The organism is Mediterranea sp. ET5 (assembly GCF_023337025.1).
Taxonomy (GTDB): Bacteria; Bacteroidota; Bacteroidia; order Bacteroidales; family Bacteroidaceae; genus Phocaeicola_A.
The window spans coordinates 108,625-132,816 of record NZ_JAMBLN010000008.1 but is presented as its reverse complement, the minus strand read 5'-3'; the positions used below and the strand labels follow the sequence as shown (position 1 = coordinate 132,816).

Genomic DNA, 24,192 nt, shown 5'->3' with positions numbered 1-24,192 from the left:
CCCCAAATTCCTATCCGATTCCAGACATAAAGAAAAGCCGGCTGACTCCAACTAGTCAACCGGCTCTATAAGTCATCAGGAACTAATCAGCTCCATATCACATCCCTATTCCTGCTTAGTCCAAATCAAGAAGCAGATTTACGGCAGTTGCTTGTTTGTTTTAAGCGAAAAAAAGTCGGAAGAAACTTATTCAGCTACTTCCGACTTCCTGATATTTACAAAATGGAATATGTCCTTTATGTACTTCTTACTTCTTGAAGAAGTCTTGCACTTTGTCGTTCGGAACCATTTGTTCATCAAATACGTAAGCACCTGTTTTAGGAGACTTAACCATCTTAATGACCTTGGTATAAGAACGTCCTTCCTTACCCGTTTGCAGGGTTGCTACAGTTTTCTTTGCCATGGGGTTCTATTATTATTTGATTTCTTTATGTACAGTTACTCGTTTCAAGATGGGGTTATATTTCTTCAGCTCCAATCTTTCAGGCGAATTCTTTCTATTCTTCGTTGTGATATAGCGGGAAGTACCCGGCATACCGCTAGCTTTGTGCTCAGTGCATTCAAGGATTACTTGCACTCTGTTACCTTTTGCCTTCTTTGCCATAAGTCTTATTCTCCCTTATTTTAGCCGATTACTTTAATAGTTTTCCAATCACAATAGCCTTTAGCTACAGCATCGTTGAGCGCAGCATCCAAGCCTTTCTTATTAATCACGCGAAGACCTGCTGCGCAAATATTCAGGCTGATCCAGCAGTCTTGTTCTACATAGTAGAATTTCTTCGTAAACAAGTTCACATCAAAAACTCTCTTAGTTCTTCTCTTTGAGTGTGAAACATTGTTGCCAATCATGGCTTTCTTTCCGGTAATTTGACAAATTTTCGACATTGCTATCTTAGTTTTATAGTTTCTTTTTCTTGTTTATCTCAAACAGCGTGCAAAATTAAAGGATTTATTCCTTATAAACAAGCAATTTGCCTAAAAATGTGCACTTTTTCAAGATTCACTGCTCTCACTTTCACGAATCAAGGTCAGAAGCAGAGCTAAAGCAGCTTGTGTGGCACGAGCAATATTGATTTCACGTCCATAATCACCTTCCAATTTCTGTGTCAGCACCTTATCTTTATTTCCGGCTGCCACCCAAATCAGTCCTACGGGCTTTTCAGCCGAACCTCCACCTGGACCTGCAATGCCTGAGGTTGCTACGGCAAAATCAGTCTTCAATGTATTCATGGCGCCTTTAATCATCTCTGTAATGGTTTCTTCACTGACAGCCCCATACGTTTCAAGTGTTTCATGGCTGACATGCAACATGTTTTCCTTGACTTCATTGGAGTAACCTACTACACCACCTTTATAAAACTGCGAACTACCGGGAACAGAAGTGATAGCGGCTGCGACATTTCCTGCGGTACAGCTCTCGGCTGTAGAGAGAGTGGAACCGTTTTTCCACATCAGCTCATTAATTTCTCTACTTATAAACTTTGTTTCTAGTGACATATCTTGTAGTTTTTACAAACCGACCCGTGAATAAGCCGGCTTATCAATGGAACAAAAATCTTTATCTAAGAACTTAAAATAACCTGTCATGGCTATCATGGCAGCATTATCAGTCGTATAACTGAATTTGGGTATATAAATCTTCCATCCATAGCGTTCAGCATGTTCACGGAACGCATTCCGCAAACCATTATTCGCAGAGACTCCCCCTGCGACGGCCACTTCACGGATATTCAAATCCTTTGCTACTTTACGAAGTTTCGTCATCAGTATATCCACAATAGTGGCTTCCAGCGAAGCTGCCAAATCTTCTTTATGATGTTCAATGAAATCAGGATCATCTTTCAACCATTCCCGTAAAGAATAAAGGAAGGAGGTCTTCAAACCGCTAAAGCTGTAGTCATAGCCCGGAATATGCGGCTTGCTAAAAGTAAAAGCTTTTGGATTTCCCTGTCGTGCCAAACGATCAATAATAGGCCCACCGGGATAACCCAGCCCCATAACTTTCGAGCATTTATCGATAGCCTCTCCAGCAGCATCATCAATCGTCTGCCCCAAAACTTCCATATCTTTGTAAGACTTCACCAAGATAATTTGGGAATTACCTCCAGAAACTAACAGACAAAGGAAAGGAAAACGCGGTTTGTCAGTATCTTCTTCCGACTCTTTAATAAAGTGAGCCAGCACGTGGCCTTGCAAATGGTTCACATCAATCATCGGAATTCCCAATGAACGGGCAAAACCCTTAGCAAACGACACACCGACCAATAACGACCCCATCAAACCGGGACCACGGGTAAAGGCTATAGCACTCAGCTGCTCTTTTGTTACGCCAGCCCGTTTCAACGCTTCATGCACAACAGGAACAACATTTTGCTGATGAGCCCGTGATGCCAATTCTGGCACAACGCCCCCATAAGCCTCATGTACAGCTTGACTTGCAACAACATTCGACAGCAAGACACCGTTACGAATAACCGCCGCCGAAGTGTCATCACATGATGATTCTATACCTAATATTATTGTATCCATAAATTCATTATTGCTTGCAAAAGTAATGTTTTTGATTGACTTACGAATATCTAGTATGTCAAAATTTCCAAACCTTCTTCAGTCATCACGAAAGTATGTTCCCACTGTGCTGAAGGCAATTCGTCCTCCGTCACCACAGTCCATCCATCTTCTTCATCGATGAAAACCTCCCAAGTCCCCATGTTCACCATTGGCTCGATTGTGAACACCATGCCTGGGACCAAAAGCATTCCTGTTCCTTTCCGACCATAATGCTCTACATCCGGCTCTTCATGAAACTCCAATCCTACACCATGACCACACAAATCACGCACTATAGAAAAACCATTTTTACGAGCATGTTTATCAATGGCATTGCCTATATCACCAACAAAGCAATAAGGCTTAGCCACCTGCATGCCTATCTCCAGGCACTCTTTTGCCACACGAACTAATTTTTCTTTTTCCGGCGTCGTTTTACCTATAATAAACATGCGGGATGCGTCTGCATAATAGCCATCAAGGATAGTAGTACAATCCACATTGACGATGTCACCTTCTTCCAGGATCTCCTCTTCATTCGGAATACCATGACATACAACTTCATTAATCGACACACAACAACTTTTCGGGAAACCTTCATATCCCAATGTGGCAGGCACAGCATGATGATCGAGTGTATAATCATAAACCAGCTTGTCCACCTCGGCTGTACTCATGCCCGCATGAATCTCTCGTTCCACGAGATCAAGTACTCCGGTATTCACTACTCCACTCCGGCGAATTCCTTCAATCTGTTCCGGGGTCTTGATAAGTTTACGGGTCGGCACTAGACTGCCCTTATTTTGATAATAGAGGATTTTCTTATCCATTTCAGTGAGTTCCTGTCCTTTAGGAACATACCACCGATGCATCTTTTTATGAAACATAAATATTGCTTTATCGTATAACATTCGCAAAGTTAGTACAAAAAGACGAATGGAGGTCACGGAATTGCACTAAAATACTCAACCCTACCGAATGAACTCCAATACAAAAAAGAGACGGGCAACGAAAAAGTCATCCACGACTTCTTCATTGCCCGCCTGCATTATCCTTATCTTATCAAGTTTCACTCTTCAAACAAATCATCAATACCTCCGTCAGTCACCACCGAAACGCTATCCGTGCTTTCATTCATACCAGCACACGGGTCAAAACCTTCCGGAATTTCAAAGCGTTCATCTTGAGAATATCCCAAACTTTTATCAGCATATACCTTATTCATATAGATAGCCCATACAGGCAATGCCATAGAAGCACCCTGACCATAAAGCATCGTATCGAAATGAATATCACGATCTTCACCGCCGACCCATACACCCGACACCAACGATGGAGTAAAGCCCATGAACCATCCATCGGAATTATTATTGGTCGTACCTGTTTTTCCGCCCATATCGGCTTGTATTCCATAACGGAAACGCACCCTGCCTCCCGTACCTTCATTGATGACGGCACGGAGCATAATCAGCATCTTGTAAGCACTAGTCTCACTAATCACTTCTTGCATGACTGGAGAAAATTCCGCCAGCACATTGCCATCACTATCTTCAATACGAGTAACAAACAAAGGAGCCGTACGGATACCCTTATTGGCAAAAGCGGTATAAGCACTCACCATCTCACCGACCGAGATTTCACACGGTCCCAGACATAGCGACGGAGTCGGCTGAATATCACGGTTCAACACCCCAAAATTATGAATTAGCCGTACCAATGCATACGGATTGAGCTTACTCATTAAATAAGCCGATATCCAGTTGTTTGAATTAGCCAATCCCCACTTCAACGTGACCATTTCGCCATAACGCTTATTAGATGAATTGCGAGGGGTCCATGTTTCTCCAGTTTCTGTCACCAAGGTCTGCTCCACATTACGAGTTTCATCGCAAGGAGAAAATCCGTTCTCCATGGCAAGAGTATAGAGATAAGGCTTGATGGTCGAACCAATCTGACGTCGTCCCACCATGGCCATATCATACTGGAAATGGGTATAATCAGGACCTCCTACATAAGCTTTCACATAACCGGTATGTGGATCCATTGACATAAAGCCTGCCCGCAGAAAATACTTATAATACCGAATAGAATCCATTGGGGTCATAATCGTATCAATATCACCCTGATAAGAAAATACTGTCATTTCCTGCTTCTGATTGAATGCCTGGCGTATTTCATCTTCACTATACCCAGCCTTCGTCATGATACGATAACGATCGCTCTGACGCATCGCGCGATCAAGAATCTTATTTACCTCTTCTGCACTGATTTGATTCGTATAAGGAGCCGTTTTCCGCCCTTTCTTTTCCTTAAAGAATTGAGGTTGCAGGAAAAGAGCCACATGTTCATGTACCGCTTCTTCCGCATAACGTTGCATTCGTGAATCTATCGTAGTATAAATCTTTAGACCATCCGTATAAAGATTGTAATTCGTACCATCTTTCTTAGTGTTTTTGTTGCACCATCCGTACAAGGGATTATTCTCCCAAGCAAGCGAATCTTCATAATATTGTTGCATTTGCCAGCCTCTATATTCACTACGTACCGGTTTTTTGGCAATCATCATGCGACGAAGATATTCCCGGAAATAAGTCCCGGCCCCCTCTTTATGATCCACCCTCCGATAACGCAGTTTCAAAGGAAGCGCTTTTAATGAATCAGCCTGTGCCTCGGTCAGATGCCCCGCTTTACACATTTGGTCTATCACAACATTACGCCGCCCACGGGCACGCTCATTATGACGCACCGGATTATAGTAGGATGGGTTCTTACACATGCCTACCAATGTGGCCGCCTCTTCTACCTTCAAATCTTTCGGTTCTTTAGAAAAATAAGTATTGGAAGCCGTCTTTATACCGACAGCATTATTCAGAAAATCAAAATAATTAAGATAGAGCGTAAGGATCTCTTCTTTCGTATAAAAACGTTCCAGGTTAACCGCAATCACCCACTCAATCGGTTTCTGAAACAAACGTTGCAAAGTGTTTTCTGCTACGTCTGAATAAAGCTGCTTCGCTAATTGCTGAGTAATTGTACTACCACCTCCCGCACTTGCTTGCATCAATATACCACGTTTCACAATAGCACGAAACAAAGCTCTCGCGTCAATACCTGAATGCTGCTCAAAACGGAAATCTTCCGTATCAATAAGCGCATGGATAAGATTAGGCGACAGTTCATCATAGCCCACAAAAACACGATTATCCTTGCTGTAAGAGTATGTCCCTAACATTTTGCCATCAGCCGTTATGACCTCAGAAGCAAACTTATTAATAGGGTTTTCAAGTTCTTCCACCGGAGGCATATAGCCTATCCATCCTTTTGCAATTGCCAGAAAGACCAATGCGACCAATAAAGTGACTCCCACAAGTCCTGACCATAATATGATCAAAAGTTTCTTTCTCATATTTACTAAATGTGTAAATCTTGTCTCAAAAAATGTCTTCTATAAACTCTGATTGAAGTCGCAAAAATACAATAAATGCTTGATAATGCCCGCTATTTTAAAAAGTTTATCAAGGGGTTCAAAGTTCTTGAGTTGAAATGATATCTTTCTGTCATTTTTTCTCTAACTTTACAACTTGATATGATAATACCTTTATAATATATGGAAAATAGAAGTTTAGTAACCATTGCGGAACATTCCAAAGAGAAAATTCTCTACCTGCTCGAAATGGCTAAAGAGTTTGAGAAATGCCCGAATCGCAAAATCCTTGACGGGAAAGTTGTTGCGACGTTGTTTTTCGAGCCTTCCACCCGCACACGCCTAAGTTTCGAGACTGCAGTCAACCGTTTGGGTGGACGTGTAATCGGCTTCACGGATGCATCTACCACCAGTTCATCAAAAGGAGAGACTCTGAAAGATACCATTCTGATGGTCAGCAACTATGCAGATTTGATCGTTATGCGTCACTACCTTGAAGGGGCAGCCCGTTATGCCAGCGAAGTGGCTCCCATCCCTATCGTGAATGCCGGTGACGGTGCTAATCAGCATCCATCACAGACGATGCTTGATTTATACTCCATCTATAAAACTCAAGGTACACTTGACAACCTATCAATCTATTTGGTTGGAGATTTGAAATATGGACGTACCGTCCACTCTTTGCTCATGGCAATGCGCCACTTCAATCCTACATTTCACTTCATTGCGCCCAAGGAACTTGCCATGCCCGAGGAATACAAACTCTATTGTCGTGAGCATAACATCAAATACGTAGAACATGTAGATTTCAATGAAGATGTAATTGCTGATGCAGACATTCTCTACATGACACGTGTGCAACGCGAACGATTCACGGATCTGATGGAATACGAACGTGTTAAAGACGTGTACATCCTTAGAGCAAACATGCTGAAGAAAGCCAAAAGCAATATGAAAATCCTTCACCCGCTTCCCAGAGTAAACGAAATTGCTTATGATGTAGATGCCGACCCGCATGCTTACTATATCCAACAAGCACGCAACGGATTATTCGCACGGGAAGCTATCATTTGCGATGTGCTGGGAATCACATTAGACGAAGTCAAAAACAACAAAGGATAACCATCGATTATTATGAACGAAAATAAACAGGCGCTCCAAGTAGCAGCCCTCAAAGACGGAACGGTCATCGACCACATACCTTCTGGTAAACTATTCCAAGTAGTATCCCTACTCGGTATTGAACATATGGATTCCAATGTAACCATCGGCTTTAACCTTGACAGCAAGAAACTGGGCAAGAAAGGTATTATCAAAGTTGCCAATAAATTTTTCAGCGACGAAGAAATCAGCCGTTTATCGGTAGTAGCTCCTAATGTGAAATTAAACATTATCCACGATTACGAGGTCGTTGAAAAAAAAGAGGTACATATGCCGGATGAACTCAAAGGTATTGTCAAATGTCCAAATCCCAAATGCATCACCAACAACGAACCCATGCAAACATGGTTCCATGTGATCAACAAGGAAGAAGGAATCCTAAAATGCCATTACTGCGAGAAGGAACAACGCAAGGACAATCTCAAACTTCTGTAATTTCTCTACTTGACTCATGAAACTAGACTGGAAACCGGGAACCATGATTTATCCCCTGCCTGCAGTTCTTGTCAGTTGCGGAAGCCGGCAGGAAGAATATAACCTTATTACGGTAGCATGGACAGGAACCCTTTGCACCAATCCGCCGATGTGCTATATCTCCGTACGTCCGGAACGACATTCTTACGAAATTCTGAAACGTAACATGGAGTTTGTCATTAACCTGACTACGGAAGATATGGCCTTTGCAACCGATTGGTGCGGTGTACGTTCCGGGCGAGACTACAATAAATTCGACGAAATGAAACTGACTCCGGGGAAAGCTTCCGTTGTCAATGCACCCCTTGTAGAAGAGTCCCCGCTTTGTATCGAATGCCGGGTGAAAGAAATTGTATCGTTAGGTTCACACGATATGTTCATTGCCGATGTAGTCAACATACGTGCAGATGAACGTTTCCTGAATCCTGAAACCGGCAAATTTGAACTGTCCGAAAGTTGTCCATTGGTCTACCTTCATGGGGCGTACTATGGGCTGGGGAAAAAGATTGGTAAATTTGGATGGTCCGTAGAGAAAAAGCATTAGATTTGCAATCACATAGAAAACACATATTAATCTTTATACTGAAAAGAACATGAAAAGAGACGATCAGATTTTCGACATCATCGAAAAAGAACATCAACGTCAGTTGAAGGGAATCGAATTGATAGCTTCAGAAAACTTTGTAAGTGAAGAAGTAATGAAAGCTATGGGTTCTTGCTTGACCAACAAGTATGCCGAAGGCTATCCCGGCAAGCGCTACTACGGAGGCTGCGAGGTAGTAGATCAAAGCGAACAACTGGCCATTGACCGCTTGAAAAAGATCTTCGGAGCTGAATGGGCAAACGTACAACCCCACTCAGGAGCACAAGCGAATGCTGCTGTCTTTTTAGCCGTACTGAACCCTGGTGATAAATTTATGGGCTTGAATCTGGCACACGGCGGCCACCTCTCTCATGGTTCTTTAGTCAATACTTCAGGTATCATCTATACTCCCTGTGAATATAATGTAAATAAGGAAACAGGACGGGTAGATTATGATGAAATGGAAGAAATAGCTTTGCGCGAACACCCCAAAATGATTATAGGTGGCGGTTCGGCTTATTCACGTGAATGGGACTATAAACGCATGCGTGAAATTGCCGACAAGGTCGGTGCCATCTTCATGGTCGATATGGCCCATCCTGCAGGTCTGATAGCAGCCGGTCTGCTCGATAACCCTGTAAAATATGCCCACATTGTTACTTCTACAACCCACAAGACCCTGCGCGGCCCGCGTGGTGGAGTCATCATGATGGGAAAAGACTTCGAAAATCCATGGGGCAAAAAGACGCCGAAGGGAGAAATCAAGAAAATGTCGCAGTTACTCGATTCTGCCGTATTCCCCGGTATACAAGGCGGTCCGTTGGAACATGTCATTGCAGCCAAGGCAGTAGCTTTCCACGAATGTCTGCAACCTGAATACAAAGAATACCAGATTCAAGTACAGAAAAATGCCAAGGTATTGGCCCAAGCCCTGATGGATAGAGGCTTTGATATCATTTCCGGCGGCACAGACAACCACTCCATGCTGGTTGACCTGCGTTCAAAATACCCCGATTTGACTGGAAAAGTGGCAGAAAAGGCATTGGTATCTGCAGACATCACAGTAAACAAGAACATGGTTCCGTTTGATTCCCGTTCAGCATTCCAGACTTCAGGCATTCGCTTGGGTACTCCTGCGATTACCACGCGCGGTGCAAAAGAGGATCTGATGCTCGAAATTGCCGATATGATTGAAACCGTTCTTTCCAACGTTGACAATGAAAAGGTAATTTCTTCTGTTCGCGAACGTGTCAATAAGATTATGGCAGACTACCCGATCTTTGCCTACTAATCTGTCATAAAGGGATGCAGGTGATGCCTTGTCAGAGTCATTCTATAAGACATGGCCTGCATCCTTTTCCTAAAAATTATATATTCAGAGACCTTTATTAGCCTAAAAACAATATTTACTACGATGAACACAATCAATATGAAGCAATGGGTAGACCAACTCATTGCACGAAAGGACGTAACAGCAATTCCTATCATGACTCATCCCGGGATTGAGCTAATCGGAAAAACCGTACGCGATGCAGTCACGGACGGACAGGTACATTATGAAGCGATAAAAGCCTTGTATGAGAAATATCCTTCGGCAGCTTCATGCGTGATTATGGATCTGACAGTAGAAGCAGAAGCCTTCGGTGCTGAAATTCTTTTTCCTGAAAATGAAGTCCCTAGTGTCATTGGACGCCTGCTCAATGATGAAAGCGCAATTGAGGCTCTCCAAGTTCCAGACTTGACAAAAGGTCGTATTCCTGAATATCTTAAAGCAAATCGATTGGCAGCCGAACACCTTACAGAACGTCCGGTTCTTGCTGGATGTATTGGGCCTTATTCACTGGCAGGACGCCTTTATGACATGTCAGAGATTATGATGCTCATATATATTAATCCGGATGCAGCCCGCATGTTACTTGCCAAATGCAGTGAATTCCTCACGAACTACTGCCTTGCATTAAAAGAAGCAGGAGCAAACGGCGTTATCATGGCCGAACCTGCGGCCGGTCTGCTTTCCAATGAAGACTGCCAACAATTTTCCTCAGAATTTGTAAAAGACATCATTGCCAAAGTTCAGGACGAGCATTTTGCTGTCATTCTCCATAATTGCGGGAATATGGGCAACTGTACAAAGGCTATGGTTTATACAGGTGCTATGGGATACCATTTCGGCAATAAAATCGATATGGTAGAGGCTCTCAAGGAAGTTCCTTCAGATGCTCTCGCAATGGGAAACATCGACCCTGTCAGCATCTTTAAAATGGGTAGCATAGACACGATGAAACAAAGTGTACAGGCTCTGTTGGATGCCACACAAGCTTATCCCAATTTTGTCCTTTCGAGTGGCTGCGATACTCCGCCTCACACTCCTTTTGCAAACATAGACGCCTTCTATTCTGCCCTAAATGAATATAACACATCTAGAATCTAAGCTTACGTTCGAGCAGCTCAATATCACTGATAGCGAACTGAACGAAACCATGGGCTATGGCACTTCACTCCCTGACGAGAACGTGTATGCAGAAATGCATGACATGCTCCGTCAGGTAGCAAAGATGGTTGTACCCCGTTTCGAATTTATACTTATCGAGGGTTTACTGAACAGGGAGAACAACAGCCTGCAAGTTGGGCAAACAGTTTTTCATCTTGGACGAATCATTGCAAACCAGTTGCAAGGAGCCGTACAATATGCTTTCTTCACGGCTACAGCCGGCACGGAATTCGAAAGCTTGCAACACTCTCTGAAAGATGAAGGGGACTTGGTAAAATGCTATATGGCAGACTGTATAGGCAGCATTATAGCAGAAAAGACGGCTGACTGCATGGAACTTGCGTTACAAGAAGTTATCAATGACTATGGCTGGAAGCATACCAACCGTTTCAGTCCTGGATATTGCGGATGGCACGTAAGTGAACAGCCGAGTTTATTTCATTTCTTTCCTACTCCCTATCCCTGTGGTATCCACCTAACTAATTCCTGTTTAATGGTTCCCATCAAATCTGTAAGCGGAATCATTGGTCTGGGTCCTGATGTGCGCAAATTGGAATATTCCTGTGGACTTTGTTCGTATGAACAGTGTTATAAGCGGAAGAGAAAGCCAACCGCAAAATGAATACTACCCTATAAAAATGCATGCTTATAAAACCTTATCCGACAGAATGGATACGGATTTCATAAATGATGCGGCTTCTTCACTCTCCATCACCGTTTTTGCACAAGCATATCCTTCGTCGTACAGAGCTGCCAGTTTCTTCACATCTTTCTCAATGCGCCCGACAACCATGGGTTTCATCGGACGTATAACCAAAATACGTCCTTCTTCCTCCATCCGTTCCACCATTTCCAGCTGACGATTGTAAATGGCATTACGGTGACTGAGTATCTCACGCAATTTAGGGTATTTCTTATAGATAAAGGAAGGAATCCTCATGTCTTTGGCCGTTTTCCGATACCCTTTGTTACGCGTAAGTACTACCACATTCTTCCAATATCCCTGACTGACAGAACGTACGACAGGAATCGAGTCGATAATTCCCCCATCCAGCATCGGCACTCCGTCCACATACGTGATTGGACAGACATAAGGCAAGCTGCTCGATGCTTTAGCAAGTAAAACCAGCCGCGCCGGATCTGAACGCTCTTCCAGATAGCAAGGAAGCCCCGTACGGCAATCAGTCATGACCATTTCAAAACGGGTAGAATTGGCAAAGCACGCGTCATAATCAAAAGGCAAAATACGTTCTGGAAATTGTCGATACAATAAATCCAGATTGAGAATGCTGTGCTGTGTCCACAGATGCCTTACACCTATATAGCGATACTCTTTCATCATCTCTACATTGCTGAAACGTGCCCTTCCCCGTTGGTGCGACATGTATGACAAGCCATTGCACGCTCCGGCAGATACACCTATAATATAAGGGAACTCAATGTGTGCATCCATAAAATAATCTAACACACCACAGGTAAATACGCCACGCATACCACCTCCTTCCAAAACCAGTCCTGTGTGATTGTCTATCGCCATATAGATTTTATTCAAAGATATGGGCAAAGATATTAGTTTTATTCATAGGAATGACTATTTTTGCAAAATAACTTAAATCAACAAATCTAAGCCAGGTGTAATATGTTCAACGCAGATTACAAGAAACGCCGCCAAGCTCTTCAAACTAAATTGCAAGGTGGCATCATCATTTTTCCGGGCAATAACGAAGCTCCGTGCAATTACCCGGACAATGCTTACAAATTCCGTCAGGATAGTAGCTTTCTCTATTTCTTCGGTATCAATCGTCTCGGGATGACTGGTGTCATTGACTTGGACAGCAGTGAGGAATATCTCTTTGGAGACGATGTAACCATGGACGACATCATTTGGATGGGGCCGCAACCCAGTGTCAAAGATATGGCTGCAAGTATTGGCGTAGACAACAGTGGGTCGACCCAGGATTTGAAAACATTAGTTACTACTGCTGCCAGACAACGCCGCCAGATACACTATCTCCCTCCCTATCGCCATGATACCATGTTCGCTTTGGAAGAGATGCTCGGTATCCCTGCTGCAGAACTGAAAGCCAAAGCCTCCCTTCCGCTGATCAAGGCTGTTGTGGACCTGCGTTCTGTAAAAGAGCCTTGCGAAATTGAGGAAATCGAACGCGCCTGTGATATTGGCTATGAAATGCATACCACCGCAATGCGCCTTTGCAAGCCCGGTGTAAAAGAGCAATACATAGCCGGTGTACTCGACGGCATTGCAGCTTCTTACGGCAGCATGACCTCATTTGCCACTATCCTCTCCCAAAACGGAGAAACCTTGCACAACCATTATCATGGCAACATCCTGCAAACCGGCAAGCTGATGCTGACCGATGCCGGAGCTGAAACCGTCAATAACTATTGCTCGGATTTCACACGTACAGTTCCTGTTGGCGGACGTTTTACCAGCCGCCAAAAGGATGTATATAACATTGTCGTAGCCTGCCATGACCATGCCATCGACTTTGCGCGCCCCGGGCAGACCTGGAAAGAGGTACACATCAATGTATGCAAAGTGCTCGCCCAAGGTCTGAAAGATCTGGGACTCATGAAAGGCAATGTGGATGATGCCGTAGCTGCGGGTGCACACGCTCTTTTCATGCCCCATGGACTGGGACACATGATGGGACTTGATGTACATGACATGGAGGGATTAGGACAAGTCTATGTAGGCTATGATGAGGAGACCCGTCCTTCTGAACAATTTGGATTGGCATCCTTGCGTATGGGACGTCGCCTGCAAGAAGGCTTTGTCATCACGGACGAACCGGGATGTTACTTTATTCCTGCCCTGATTGATAAATGGAGGGCTGAAAACAAGTTCACCGATTTTCTTAACTACGATATCATCGACACTTATAAGGATTTCGGCGGTATCCGCTTGGAGGACGATGTGTTGATTACCGCGACTGGCTCGCGTTTCCTGGGAAAGAAACATATTCCATTAACCGTCGAGGAAGTTGAGAACATCATGAATGAGTAAAACAATGGACTAAGAGCATGAGCTTACAGAAACGGCTGCCAGACATAGGCGCAGTAGCCGATTGACAGTTCATTCACTTAATAACAATTCAGAAATAACTAAATTAGTTTAACCATCACAAAACCAAAACATGAAAAAAACATTATTTGCAACGGCTGCACTCAGCCTGCTGTTCATGGGTCAGGCTATGGCACAGGAGCAAGCGAAAGAAGAGAAAAGAGAAGGCTTTGTATTCACGACCGTGAAAGAAAATCCCATCACCTCCATCAAGAACCAAAGTCGTGCAGGTACTTGCTGGTGCTATTCAGGCTTAGGCTTCATTGAATCCGAACTGCTGCGTATGGGCAAAGGTGAGTATGACTTCTCTGAAATGTATCTGGTCTATAATACTTATATGGACCGCGCCAACGCAACTGTCCGTACCCATGGTGACGTATCCTTCTCACAGGGAGGTTCGTTCTATGACGTGATTTATGGAATGCAGCAGTTTGGCTTGGTGCCTGAAGAATTGATGCGGCCGGGTGTCATGTATGGTGACACACTGTCCAACCACAATGAACTTTCGGCAGTAACTGAAGCTTATGTGGCAGCCATTGCTAAAGGCAACCAGAAATCCATCCAGATGGACGAGAACAATGTACCTGTATGGCAAAAAGGTCTTGCCGGTATCTACGATGCCTACTTGGGCAAACGTCCGGAATCTTTCGAATACAAAGGAAAGACCTATACCCCGAAGTCATTCTACGAATCAACCGGACTGAATGCCGACGACTACATCTCGCTGACCTCTTATACGCACCATCCGTATTACAAACCTTTCGTACTTGAAATCCAGGACAACTGGCGTTGGGGACAATCCTACAACCTGCCGCTTGACGAATTCATGGAAGTGTTTGACAACGCAATCATGAACGGATATACCATTGCATGGGGAGCTGACGTCAGCGAAAACGGATTCAACCGTACCGGTATCGGAACCTTGCCTGACATGAAGAAGGCACAAGAAGACTTGACCGGCTCTGATATGGCACGCTGGTTGCGCCTTTCCAACTCGCCGCAATTCATCAACAGCCCGCAGCCGCAAATGTGGTGCACACCCGAGGAGCGTCAAAGAGCTTATGACAATTGGGAAACGACCGACGATCACGGCATGCAGATTTACGGTATTGCCAAAGACCAGAAGGGTACGGAATACTACATGGTAAAGAACTCATGGGGCACCGTTGGCGACTACAAGGGTATCTGGTATGTATCCAAAGCCTATGCACGATATAAAACCATGAACATTGTTGTCAACAAGAAGGCACTTCCCAAGGAAATTGCCAAGAAGCTGGGTATAAAATAAAATTCTACAGCATCTGATTCCCCGGTTTTAAAACTTGCCCAAGCGCACCGATTCTGTTAAATATATGCAGAATCGGTGCGCTTTTCTATTTCTTTTTCCTAACTTTACAAATCGAAACGGAGAAATTCCTCCGCCTGATAAAGAAAGAAAAAGAAAAACAATATATAAAATGCGATACAGATGGAATTATCAAGCTCCCACACACAATGAAGTAGAGGCAGCCAACTCCTTTGCTAAAGAGCTGGGCATCCACCCGATTCTATGCCACTTACTTCAAAAAAGGGGAATCACCACCGTCTCCGCAGCCAAAAAATTCTTCCATCCACAATTGAACGAACTACACGACCCATTTCTAATGAAAGATATGGACATAGCCGTAGAGCGTCTCAACCAGGCGATGGGAAGAAAGGAACGTGTGATGATTTATGGCGACTATGATGTAGACGGTACGACTGCCGTGGCACTGGTCTACAAGTTTCTACAACAATTTTACTCCAACATAGACTACTACATTCCGGACAGATACAACGAAGGATATGGAGTATCCATACAGGGAGTGGACTACGCGCATGAAACGGGAGTCAAACTCATCATCGTGCTCGACTGTGGAATCAAAGCAGTGAAAGAAATCACGTATGCTCGGGAAAAGGGCATCGACTTTATTATCTGCGACCACCATGTGCCTGATGAAATTCTCCCTCCTGCCGTGGCTATCCTCAACCCCAAACGCCTGGATGCAACGTATCCCTATCCGCATCTGTCGGGCTGTGGAGTCGGATTCAAGTTCATGCAGGCTTTTGCCAAAAGCAACGGAATCGAATTCAAACAGCTTACTCCGTTACTCGATTTGGTGGCTGTCAGCATCGCTTCTGACATTGTACCTATCATGGGAGAAAACCGGATTCTGGCATATTACGGCCTCCGTCAATTGAACTCCAATCCCAGCATCGGACTAAAAGCCATCATTGATGTATGCGGACTGGCGGACAAAGAAATCAACATCAGCGACATTGTCTTCAAAATCGGACCGCGCATCAACGCATCGGGACGGATTCAGAACGGAAAGGAAGCGGTCGACCTGCTCATTGAGAAAGATTTTGCCAGCGCGCTGGCGAAAAGCAATCAAATCAACCAATACAATGAGACGCGCAAGGACCTGGACAAGAGCATGACGGAAGAGGCCAACAAGATTGTGGACCACCTGGAAGGATTGTCACACAGACGTTCCATCGTCCTCTACAACGAGGCGTGGCACAAGGGTGTCATCGGCATCGTGGCTTCACGTCTGACGGAAATCTATTACCGTCCGGCTGTCGTACTCACACGCACCAACGACATGGCTACGGGGTCTGCCCGCTCGGTTGCCGGATTCGATGTGTACAAGGCTATCGAGCATTGTCGTGACCTCCTGGAGAACTTCGGAGGACACACCTATGCTGCCGGGCTCTCCATGAAAGTGGAAAATGTAGATGCCTTCACGCAACGGTTCGAACAGTTTGTGGCAGAACACATCTTGCCGGAACAGACACGTGCCATCATCAACATTGACGCCAAAATAGACTTCCGTGACATTACAGCCAAGTTCTTCAACGACCTGAAGCATTTCAATCCATTCGGACCGGACAATCACAAACCCATCTTCTGCACCAACCACGTCTATGACTATGGAACAAGCAAAGTGGTCGGACGTGAACAGGAACACATCAAGCTGGAACTGGTGGACAACAAGTCGCACAATGTGATGAACGGAATCGCTTTCGGACAAAGTTCGCAGGCTCGATACATCAAGACCAAACGTTCGTTTGACATCTGCTACACCATTGAAGAGAATACGCACAAACGCGGAGAAGTGCAACTGCAAATAGAGGACATACGCCCTGCTGAATAAATCATGACGGACTATAGAGCCATCCTCAAGCACTATTGGGGATATGACAACTTCCGAGGCATCCAGGAAGAAATCATCAACAGCATTGGCAGTGGAAAAGACACCTTGGGACTGATGCCGACGGGGGGAGGAAAATCAATCACCTTCCAGGTCCCGGCATTGGCACAGGAAGGCTTATGTCTGGTCGTAACTCCACTCATCGCATTGATGAAGGACCAGGTACGCCACTTGCGCGAACGGGGCATCAAGGCTACTGCCATCTATTCCGGCATGACTCGCGACGAAATTGTCGTCACGCTGGAGAATTGCATCTTCGGCAACTACAAGTTCCTCTACATCTCCCCGGAAAGACTGGGGACAGAGCTGTTCCAGACCAAACTCCGGAAGATGCACGTCAGCTTTATCACGGTGGACGAGTCGCACTGCATCTCGCAGTGGGGATATGACTTCCGTCCGGCTTACCTGAAGATACATCAGCTCCGCGAACTGCTGCCGGACGTGCCTGTCCTCGCGCTGACTGCAACGGCAACGCCCGAGGTGGTCGCCGACATTCAGAAGCAGCTGCATTTCCGCGAGGAGAATGTGTTCCGGATGAGCTTCGAACGTCCGAACCTGGCTTACATCGTCCGGGAAACGGAAAACAAATCCGAACAGGTCATCCACATCCTGCAACGGATGAAGGGGTCCGCCATCATCTATGTGACAAGCCGGAGAAAGACCAGGGAAATGGCAACCTACCTGCAACAGCACGACATCACTGCCGAATACTATCATGCCGGACTGGACAATGCGGAAAAGGACTTCCGGCAACAACGATGGCAGACGGGAGAGTCACGGGTTATGGTAGCGACCAACGCGTTCGGCATGGGCATCGACAAACCGGACGTACGTCTGGTCATACACACGGATTCGCCCGACTCGCCGGAAGCTTACTTCCAGGAAGCCGGACGAGCCGGACGCGACGGGAAGAAAGCCTACGCTGTCCTGCTGTACAATCCGCATGACAAAAGGATGCTCAATAAACATGTCTCCGACAAGTTCCCCGAAAAAGACTACATCCGGAAGGTGTACGAACACTTGTGCTACTACTATCAGATGGCGGTGGGCGACGGGTTCGACTGCACGTATGAATTCAACATGGACGAGTTCTGCCGCAACTTCAAGCACTTCCCCGTACCGCTGCATCATGCCTTGCAGCTGTTGTCGCGCTCGGGATACATCGACTATACGGGAGAGCAGGAAAGCAGCTCCCGCATCATGTTCATCTTCCGCCGTGATGAGCTTTACCGGATACACGGATTGCCGGAGGAAACCGAAGAGCTCCTGCAAGCCTTGCTGAGAAACTATACAGGACTGTTCTCCGACTATGTCATCATCAGCGAAAACGACATCAGCCGGAAGACCGGACTGTCCCGCCAACAGGTCTATGAGGGGCTGCTGAGCCTCGCCCGGAGGCGCATCCTGCAATACATCCCCGGCAAGAAGACCCCTTACGTGACCTTCACGCAGAAAAGGGTGGAGACTGAGCGGATTGTGATTCCACCGGAAGTATACGAGCAGCGGAAGGAGAACTACGCCCGGCGCATCAAGGCGATGCTGACCTACATGACCTCACGGGATGCGTGCCGCGGACGCATGCTGCTGGACTACTTCGGCGAACGCCATACGCACAACTGCCTGCAATGCGACGTCTGTCTCAGGAAGCATGACTCGGGCCTGCCACTGGGGGAATTCGAGAACCTGCGGACAAAAATCTTCCGGGAACTCAGCGACGGGCTGCCCCACCCTGCCGACGAACTGATGGAGCCGGACAACTCACCGGACAAAATGAAGAAAGCATACGCCTACCTCCTGCACTGCGGAGACATACGCCTGCAGGACGGACGGGCAAAGCTCAACAAGAAATATTTGAGTACAGAGATAGAGGAATAAAAAAACATCCATATCTTTGCCTCCATCTTAACTTTAATCCCATTTAAACAACGCCCCTTAATTATGATGAACCTCTTAAAGAAACTCTTTGCCGGCAACAACGAACCGGAAGAGAACGTACGGCACAAGAACGAAGAGAGAAATTTCGACATTCTCAAATACGATGGCATACGCGCACAGCGCATCGGAAAATGGATTTATGCAGAGAAGTGTTTCAAGGAAGCACTCAACATCCGACCGGACCTGGAGACCGCATCGCTGCTCGTCAGTACATCCCTTCAGCTGAACAAGCTCGACCAGGCACACGAAGTGCTGGGACAGATGATCAGCCTCGAACCTCAACGCTTGCAAAGCTACCTCGACCTGGCACGCGTCTGCTACCTCCAGGAACACTATGATGACATGCTGGCAACGGCACAACAGGCTGCACAACTGGTGCCCGACAACGAAACACCCTACTTCCTCCAGGCACAGGCATACCACAAGCTGGGAGACTCCATACACACCATCGTCGCCCTGACACAGGCCATCAGCAGGAAGGAAGACTTCACCGAAGCCTACCTCATGCGCGGGCAGGTGCTGCTGGAGATGAAACAGTACAACGAGGCGCTGGAGGACGTCGACTTCCTGCTGAAACATGACTCCATCGACGAGGAGGCACTCCGTCTTGCAGCGGAAGTGCAACAGGGACTGGGCAACGAAGACGAAGCCGTCACTTACTACAAGAAAGTCATCGACCTGAACCCCTTCAACGAACATTCCTACGAACAGATTGCCCTTATCCTTGCACGGAAGAAGGAATACGCACAGGCCATCGCCACACTCGACGAAGCGCTCGAAATCAACGAGAAGGCACAGCTCTACCAGCTGCGCGGAAAGCTGAAGATGGACAGCGGAGACAAGGAAGGAGCACTCGCCGACATGAAGAAGGCGCTCGAGCTGAACCCCGAAAGCGAGAACCGCATCAGCGGACATTTCGACAACTTCGACACGCTCTACAAAAGCAACAATCCGCTCGGCTGATGAAAGGAAAATGACGGAATTTGAAAAAAAATGTTCGCAGATGTTGCATTTTAAAAGAAATGTACTACTTTTGCCCACGTATTAACAACAAAACAACAATGAAAGCTTTATTCCATACATATTTTTACTTCTTCTTTTACTTTTACTTTAGCAATAAAGTGAAGCGGGAAGTCGTATATGTAAGGTAAGCCTACAACTGATGATTATGAACTTATATAAGGTCCCGCTTCAACACTGAGGCGGGATTTTTTATTTTAAAACAAGATAAACAGCATGAAACGAATTGCAATCCAAGGTGTCAAAGGCTCTTACCACGACATGGCTGCACACCAGTATTTCGAAAATGAAGACATCGAACTCATCTGCTGCTCCACGTTCGACGGAATCTTTGATGCCATGAAGCAGGACAGCAATGTCATCGGCTTGATGGCTATCGAAAACACCATCGCCGGAAGCTTGCTGCACAACTATGACTTGCTGCGTGAAAGCCATACCACCATCGTCGGCGAACACAAGATGCGCATCTCACACAGCCTCCTCTGCCTGCCGGAGGAGGGATGGGACGACATCGTCGAAATCAACTCACACCCCGTGGCACTGGCACAATGCCGCGAATTCCTCCTGCAACATCCCGACGTGAAAATCGTCGAAGCGGAAGACACCGCGGGCAGCGCCGAACTCATCAGCCGCAAACAGCTCAAGGGCCACGCAGCCATCTGCTCCAAATCCGCCGCTCCGCTCTATGACATGAAAGTCCTGGAAGAGGGCATCGAGACCAACAAGCACAACTTCACCCGTTTCCTCGTCGTGGCAGACCCCTGGAAGGCGGACGAGCTGCGCGACCGCTCGCACATCAACAAGGCGACCATCGTTTTCTCATTGCCACACTGCGAAGGCAGCCTCTCACAGGTACTTTCCATCTTCTCGTTCTACAACATCAACCTGACCAAGATACAGTCACTGCCCATCATCGGACGGGAATGGGAATACCTCTTCTACGTCGATGTCGCCTTCGCCGATTACCTGCGCTACAAGCAGTCCATCGACGCCATCACACCCCTGACAAAAGAACTTCAAATACTTGGTGAATATGGAGAAGGAAAATCACACATTTGACATACAGCCCGCCGAACGGCTAAGCTCCGTCAGCGAATACTACTTCTCGAGGAAACTCAAGGAGGTGGCACGCATGAATGCCGAGGGACAGGACGTCATCAGCCTGGGCATCGGAAGCCCCGACATGCCGCCTTCCGACGAAACCATCCGCGTGCTCTGCGAAACCGCACGCCAACCCGACGTGCACGGATACCAACCCACCGTCGGAATCCCCGAACTGAGACAGGCGATGGCAGCATGGTACCGACGGTTCTATGACGTGGAACTCAATCCGGACACCGAAATCCAACCGCTCATCGGCTCGAAGGAAGGCATCCTCCATGTCACCCTCGCACTGGTCAATCCGGACGACCAGGTACTCGTGCCCAACCCCGGATACCCCACCTACACCTCGCTCAACCGCTTGCTCGGCAGCGAAATCGTCTCCTACGACCTGAGGGAGGACCGGCAGTGGCAACCGGACTTCGACGCACTGGAGAAGATGGACCTGAGCCGCGTGAAAATCATGTGGACCAACTACCCCAACATGCCGACGGGCGCCAATGCCACCCCCGAACTCTACCGGCGGCTCGTGGACTTCGCACGCAGGCACAACCTCGTCGTCGTCAACGACAATCCCTACAGCTTCATCCTCAACGAGCGTCCGCTGAGCATCCTGCAGGTCCCCGGAGCCAAGGACTGCTGCATCGAATTCAACTCGATGAGCAAAAGCCACAACATGCCGGGATGGCGCGTCGGCATGCTCGCCACCAACGCACGCTTCATCCAGTGGATACTGAAGGTGAAGAGCAACATCGACTCCGGCACCTTCCGCCCCATGCAGCTGGCAGCGGCACAGGCATACCGCAACTCCGACGAGTGGCACGAAGCCATGAACCGCACCCTCTACCGCAGCCGCAGGCACTTGGCGGAGGAAATCATGCGCACCCTGAAATGCACCTTCGACCCCGCGCAGGTGGGCATGTTCCTCTGGGGACGGATTCCCGACAGCTATGCCGACGTCGAGGAACTCACAGAGAAGGTGCTCCACGAAGCCAGGGTCTTCATCACACCCGGATTCATCTTCGGCAGCAACGGCGCACGCTACATACGCATCTCGCTCTGCGCCAAGGAGGAGAAACTGGCGGAAGCGCTCCAACGAATACAAAATATCATCTGAACAACCGACGACACAACGTCGGAAAACCATTCAAACAATACAACGAACTATGGAACTCGAATCAATCCTCTTACCGGGCATCGAACCCAAACGCCCCATCATCATAGCCGGCCCTTGCAGCGCCGAAACTGAAGAACAAGTCATGCAGACTGCCACCGAACTGGCAAACCGCGGCATACGCATCTTCCGCGCAGGAATCTGGAAACCGCGCACCAAGCCCGGAGGCTTCGAAGGCGTCGGCGAACCGGGACTCGCCTGGCTGCAACGCGTGAAACAGGAGACGGGCATGTACGTCACCACCGAAGTCGCCACCGCCAAGCACGTCGAGGCAGCACTGAACGCCGGCATGGACATTCTGTGGATTGGCGCACGCACCTGTGCAAATCCTTTCGCCATGCAGGAGATTGCCGACGCCCTCGCGGGAGTGGACATCCCCGTCCTCGTGAAGAACCCCGTCAACCCCGACCTCGAACTTTGGATTGGAGGCATGGAACGGCTCAACAATGCAGGCGTGAAACGCATGGCAGCCATCCACCGCGGCTTCTCCTCCTACGACAAGAAGATATACCGCAACCTGCCGCAGTGGCACATCCCCATCGAGCTGCGCCGACGCATCCCCAACCTGCCCATCTTCTGCGACCCCAGCCACATCGGCGGCAAACGCGAACTCATCGCCTCCCTCAGCCAGCAGGCAATGGACCTGGGCTTCGACGGACTCATCGTCGAGAGCCACTGCAACCCCGACTGCGCCTGGAGTGACGCCGCACAGCAGGTGACACCCGACGTGCTGGCATACATCCTCAACCTCCTGGTCATCCGCAAGGAGAAACAGTCCACCGAGAATCTCAACGAGCTGCGTACGCAAATCGACGAGTGCGACAACAACATCATCGAGATTCTCGCCAAGCGCATGCGCATCTGCCGCGAAATCGGAACCTTCAAGAAGGAGCACGCCATGACCATCCTCCAGACGGGACGCTACAACGAAATCCTGGAGAAGCGCGGCGCACAAGGCGAGCTCTGCGGCATGAGCGCCGACTTCGTGCGGACCATCTTCGAGGCAATCCACGGAGAATCCGTCCGTCAGCAGATGGAAATCATCAACAAGTGAAAACCAACCCTCACAACATACAACTGAACACCCTCTCACGGGACACACGGCACGGACGGCGCAACCTCGCGTCCCGTCCGCCTGCCGGTGCCCGCACCACAAAACAACCCACCACATGAGAATACTGATCCTCGGAGCCGGAAAAATGGGCTCCTTCTTTACCGACCTCCTCAGCTTCCAGCACGAAACAGCCGTCTTTGACATCGAACCCCGACGGATGCGCTTCATCTACAACACCTACCGCTTCACGACCGACGACGAAATCCGTGACTTCCGTCCCGAGCTGGTCATCAACGCCGCCACCGTGAAGTACACGCTCGACGCCTTCCGCCACGTGCTCCCCCTGCTGCCCAAGGAGTGCATCCTCAGCGACATCGCCTCCGTGAAGACCGGACTGAAGGAGTTCTACGAATCCAGCGGCTTCCGCTACGTCTCCACCCATCCCATGTTCGGACCGACCTTCGCCAGCTTCAACAACCTGAGCAACGAGAATGCCATCATCATCACCGAGGGCGACCACCTGGGACGCATCTTCTTCAAGGACCTCTACAGCTCGCTGAAGCTGAACATCTTCGAATACAGCTTCGAGGAGCACGACGAAACCGTCGCCTACTCGCTCTCCATCCCCTTCGTGTCCACCTTCGTCTTTGCAGCCATCATGAAGCACCAGGACGCGCCCGGCACCACCTTCAAGCGCCACATGGCAATCGCCCGGGGCGTGCTGAGCGAGGATGACTACCTCCTGCAGGAGATTCTCTTCAACCCACGCACGCCGGCACAGGTCGAGCGCATCCGCACGGAGCTCAACGAGCTGCTCACCATCATCAGCGACAAGGACGCCGACGCGATGAAGCGATACCTGACCAAAATCCGCGAACACATCAAGTGACCGTCCGCTGACACACCG

24 protein-coding genes are annotated in these 24,192 nt (G+C 47.8%); 16 read left to right on the top strand and 8 right to left on the bottom strand.

The window, feature by feature from the left end:
• Positions 1–247 precede the first annotated feature (247 nt).
• The 7 genes from M3087_RS06840 to M3087_RS06810 form a co-directional block, all read right to left on the bottom strand.
• Complete coding sequence (locus M3087_RS06840; RefSeq protein ID WP_008142311.1) at positions 248–403, bottom strand: DUF4295 domain-containing protein; 156 nt, start codon at positions 401–403, stop codon at positions 248–250.
• A 12-nt stretch (positions 404–415) separates the two neighbouring features.
• On the bottom strand, positions 416–604 hold the full coding sequence (rpmG, locus tag M3087_RS06835; protein ID WP_022383514.1) for a 50S ribosomal protein L33: 189 nt from the start codon (positions 602–604) through the stop codon (positions 416–418).
• 20 nt (positions 605–624) lie between these two features.
• Positions 625–885: a 50S ribosomal protein L28 gene (gene rpmB, locus M3087_RS06830; RefSeq protein ID WP_022383513.1), complete on the bottom strand. Its 261-nt coding sequence runs from the start codon at positions 883–885 to the stop codon at positions 625–627.
• A gap of 108 nt (positions 886–993) precedes the next feature.
• Positions 994–1,497 (bottom strand): CinA family protein, encoded by a 504-nt coding sequence (locus tag M3087_RS06825; RefSeq protein WP_022383512.1) that lies wholly within the window; start codon positions 1,495–1,497, stop codon positions 994–996.
• A gap of 12 nt (positions 1,498–1,509) precedes the next feature.
• Positions 1,510–2,529 carry a tRNA (adenosine(37)-N6)-threonylcarbamoyltransferase complex transferase subunit TsaD gene (tsaD, locus tag M3087_RS06820; protein ID WP_249094609.1) on the bottom strand — a complete coding sequence of 340 codons (1,020 nt, stop codon included), beginning with the start codon at positions 2,527–2,529 and terminating at the stop codon, positions 1,510–1,512.
• Positions 2,530–2,579: 50 nt separating this feature from the next.
• A complete protein-coding gene (map, locus tag M3087_RS06815; protein ID WP_022383510.1) occupies positions 2,580–3,437 on the bottom strand; it encodes a type I methionyl aminopeptidase in 858 nt (285 codons plus the stop codon).
• Between the two features lie 182 nt (positions 3,438–3,619).
• Positions 3,620–5,956, bottom strand: a complete 2,337-nt coding sequence (locus M3087_RS06810) for a transglycosylase domain-containing protein (protein WP_249094607.1) — start codon at positions 5,954–5,956, stop codon at positions 3,620–3,622.
• 201 nt (positions 5,957–6,157) lie between these two features.
• On the opposite strand from M3087_RS06810, the gene pyrB reads away from it, so the two are divergent.
• The 6 genes from pyrB (at position 6,158) to M3087_RS06780 (ending at position 11,305) form a co-directional block, all read left to right on the top strand.
• Positions 6,158–7,096 carry an aspartate carbamoyltransferase gene (pyrB, locus tag M3087_RS06805; protein ID WP_022383508.1) on the top strand — a complete coding sequence of 313 codons (939 nt, stop codon included), beginning with the start codon at positions 6,158–6,160 and terminating at the stop codon, positions 7,094–7,096.
• Between the two features lie 12 nt (positions 7,097–7,108).
• A complete protein-coding gene (pyrI, locus tag M3087_RS06800) occupies positions 7,109–7,570 on the top strand; it encodes an aspartate carbamoyltransferase regulatory subunit (RefSeq protein ID WP_106484828.1) in 462 nt (153 codons plus the stop codon).
• A 16-nt stretch (positions 7,571–7,586) separates the two neighbouring features.
• On the top strand, positions 7,587–8,153 hold the full coding sequence (locus tag M3087_RS06795; RefSeq protein ID WP_022383506.1) for a flavin reductase family protein: 567 nt from the start codon (positions 7,587–7,589) through the stop codon (positions 8,151–8,153).
• A 49-nt stretch (positions 8,154–8,202) separates the two neighbouring features.
• Positions 8,203–9,483 (top strand): serine hydroxymethyltransferase, encoded by a 1,281-nt coding sequence (glyA, locus tag M3087_RS06790; RefSeq protein WP_106484826.1) that lies wholly within the window; start codon positions 8,203–8,205, stop codon positions 9,481–9,483.
• A gap of 123 nt (positions 9,484–9,606) precedes the next feature.
• Positions 9,607–10,623 carry a uroporphyrinogen decarboxylase family protein gene (locus M3087_RS06785; RefSeq protein ID WP_249094605.1) on the top strand — a complete coding sequence of 339 codons (1,017 nt, stop codon included), beginning with the start codon at positions 9,607–9,609 and terminating at the stop codon, positions 10,621–10,623.
• A complete protein-coding gene (locus M3087_RS06780) occupies positions 10,598–11,305 on the top strand; it encodes a vitamin B12 dependent-methionine synthase activation domain-containing protein (RefSeq protein WP_249094603.1) in 708 nt (235 codons plus the stop codon). Before M3087_RS06785 ends, M3087_RS06780 begins: the two co-directional genes overlap by 26 nt.
• 24 nt (positions 11,306–11,329) lie before the next feature.
• On the opposite strand, the gene M3087_RS06775 is transcribed toward M3087_RS06780, so the two are convergent.
• On the bottom strand, positions 11,330–12,220 hold the full coding sequence (locus tag M3087_RS06775; protein ID WP_249094600.1) for a patatin family protein: 891 nt from the start codon (positions 12,218–12,220) through the stop codon (positions 11,330–11,332).
• A gap of 102 nt (positions 12,221–12,322) precedes the next feature.
• Here M3087_RS06775 and M3087_RS06770 point away from each other — a divergent pair, with 102 nt between their 5' ends.
• From M3087_RS06770 to M3087_RS06730, 10 genes are all read left to right on the top strand, one after another.
• The gene (locus M3087_RS06770; RefSeq protein WP_249094598.1) at positions 12,323–13,711 is read left to right on the top strand and encodes an aminopeptidase P family protein; all 1,389 of its coding nucleotides are present in this window, start codon (positions 12,323–12,325) and stop codon (positions 13,709–13,711) included.
• 130 nt (positions 13,712–13,841) lie between these two features.
• On the top strand, positions 13,842–15,056 hold the full coding sequence (locus tag M3087_RS06765) for an aminopeptidase C (RefSeq protein ID WP_022383500.1): 1,215 nt from the start codon (positions 13,842–13,844) through the stop codon (positions 15,054–15,056).
• 169 nt (positions 15,057–15,225) lie between these two features.
• A complete protein-coding gene (recJ, locus tag M3087_RS06760) occupies positions 15,226–16,944 on the top strand; it encodes a single-stranded-DNA-specific exonuclease RecJ (protein WP_022383499.1) in 1,719 nt (572 codons plus the stop codon).
• A 3-nt stretch (positions 16,945–16,947) separates the two neighbouring features.
• Entirely contained in the window at positions 16,948–18,876 is a 1,929-nt protein-coding gene (locus tag M3087_RS06755) for an ATP-dependent DNA helicase RecQ (protein WP_249094597.1), read from the top strand.
• Between the two features lie 63 nt (positions 18,877–18,939).
• Positions 18,940–19,899 carry a tetratricopeptide repeat protein gene (locus tag M3087_RS06750; protein WP_249094595.1) on the top strand — a complete coding sequence of 320 codons (960 nt, stop codon included), beginning with the start codon at positions 18,940–18,942 and terminating at the stop codon, positions 19,897–19,899.
• A 273-nt stretch (positions 19,900–20,172) separates the two neighbouring features.
• Positions 20,173–21,015, top strand: a complete 843-nt coding sequence (locus tag M3087_RS06745) for a prephenate dehydratase (RefSeq protein ID WP_022383495.1) — start codon at positions 20,173–20,175, stop codon at positions 21,013–21,015.
• On the top strand, positions 20,990–22,174 hold the full coding sequence (locus M3087_RS06740) for a pyridoxal phosphate-dependent aminotransferase (RefSeq protein ID WP_249094592.1): 1,185 nt from the start codon (positions 20,990–20,992) through the stop codon (positions 22,172–22,174). Before M3087_RS06745 ends, M3087_RS06740 begins: the two co-directional genes overlap by 26 nt.
• Before the next feature lie 49 nt (positions 22,175–22,223).
• On the top strand, positions 22,224–23,285 hold the full coding sequence (locus M3087_RS06735) for a bifunctional 3-deoxy-7-phosphoheptulonate synthase/chorismate mutase type II (protein ID WP_249094591.1): 1,062 nt from the start codon (positions 22,224–22,226) through the stop codon (positions 23,283–23,285).
• The gene (locus tag M3087_RS14330; protein WP_262918907.1) at positions 23,282–23,404 is read left to right on the top strand and encodes a hypothetical protein; all 123 of its coding nucleotides are present in this window, start codon (positions 23,282–23,284) and stop codon (positions 23,402–23,404) included. Before M3087_RS06735 ends, M3087_RS14330 begins: the two co-directional genes overlap by 4 nt.
• Positions 23,401–24,174 (top strand): prephenate dehydrogenase/arogenate dehydrogenase family protein, encoded by a 774-nt coding sequence (locus M3087_RS06730; RefSeq protein WP_106484812.1) that lies wholly within the window; start codon positions 23,401–23,403, stop codon positions 24,172–24,174. The genes M3087_RS14330 and M3087_RS06730 overlap by 4 nt, the downstream gene beginning before the upstream one ends.
• The last annotated feature ends 18 nt before the right edge of the window (positions 24,175–24,192 follow it).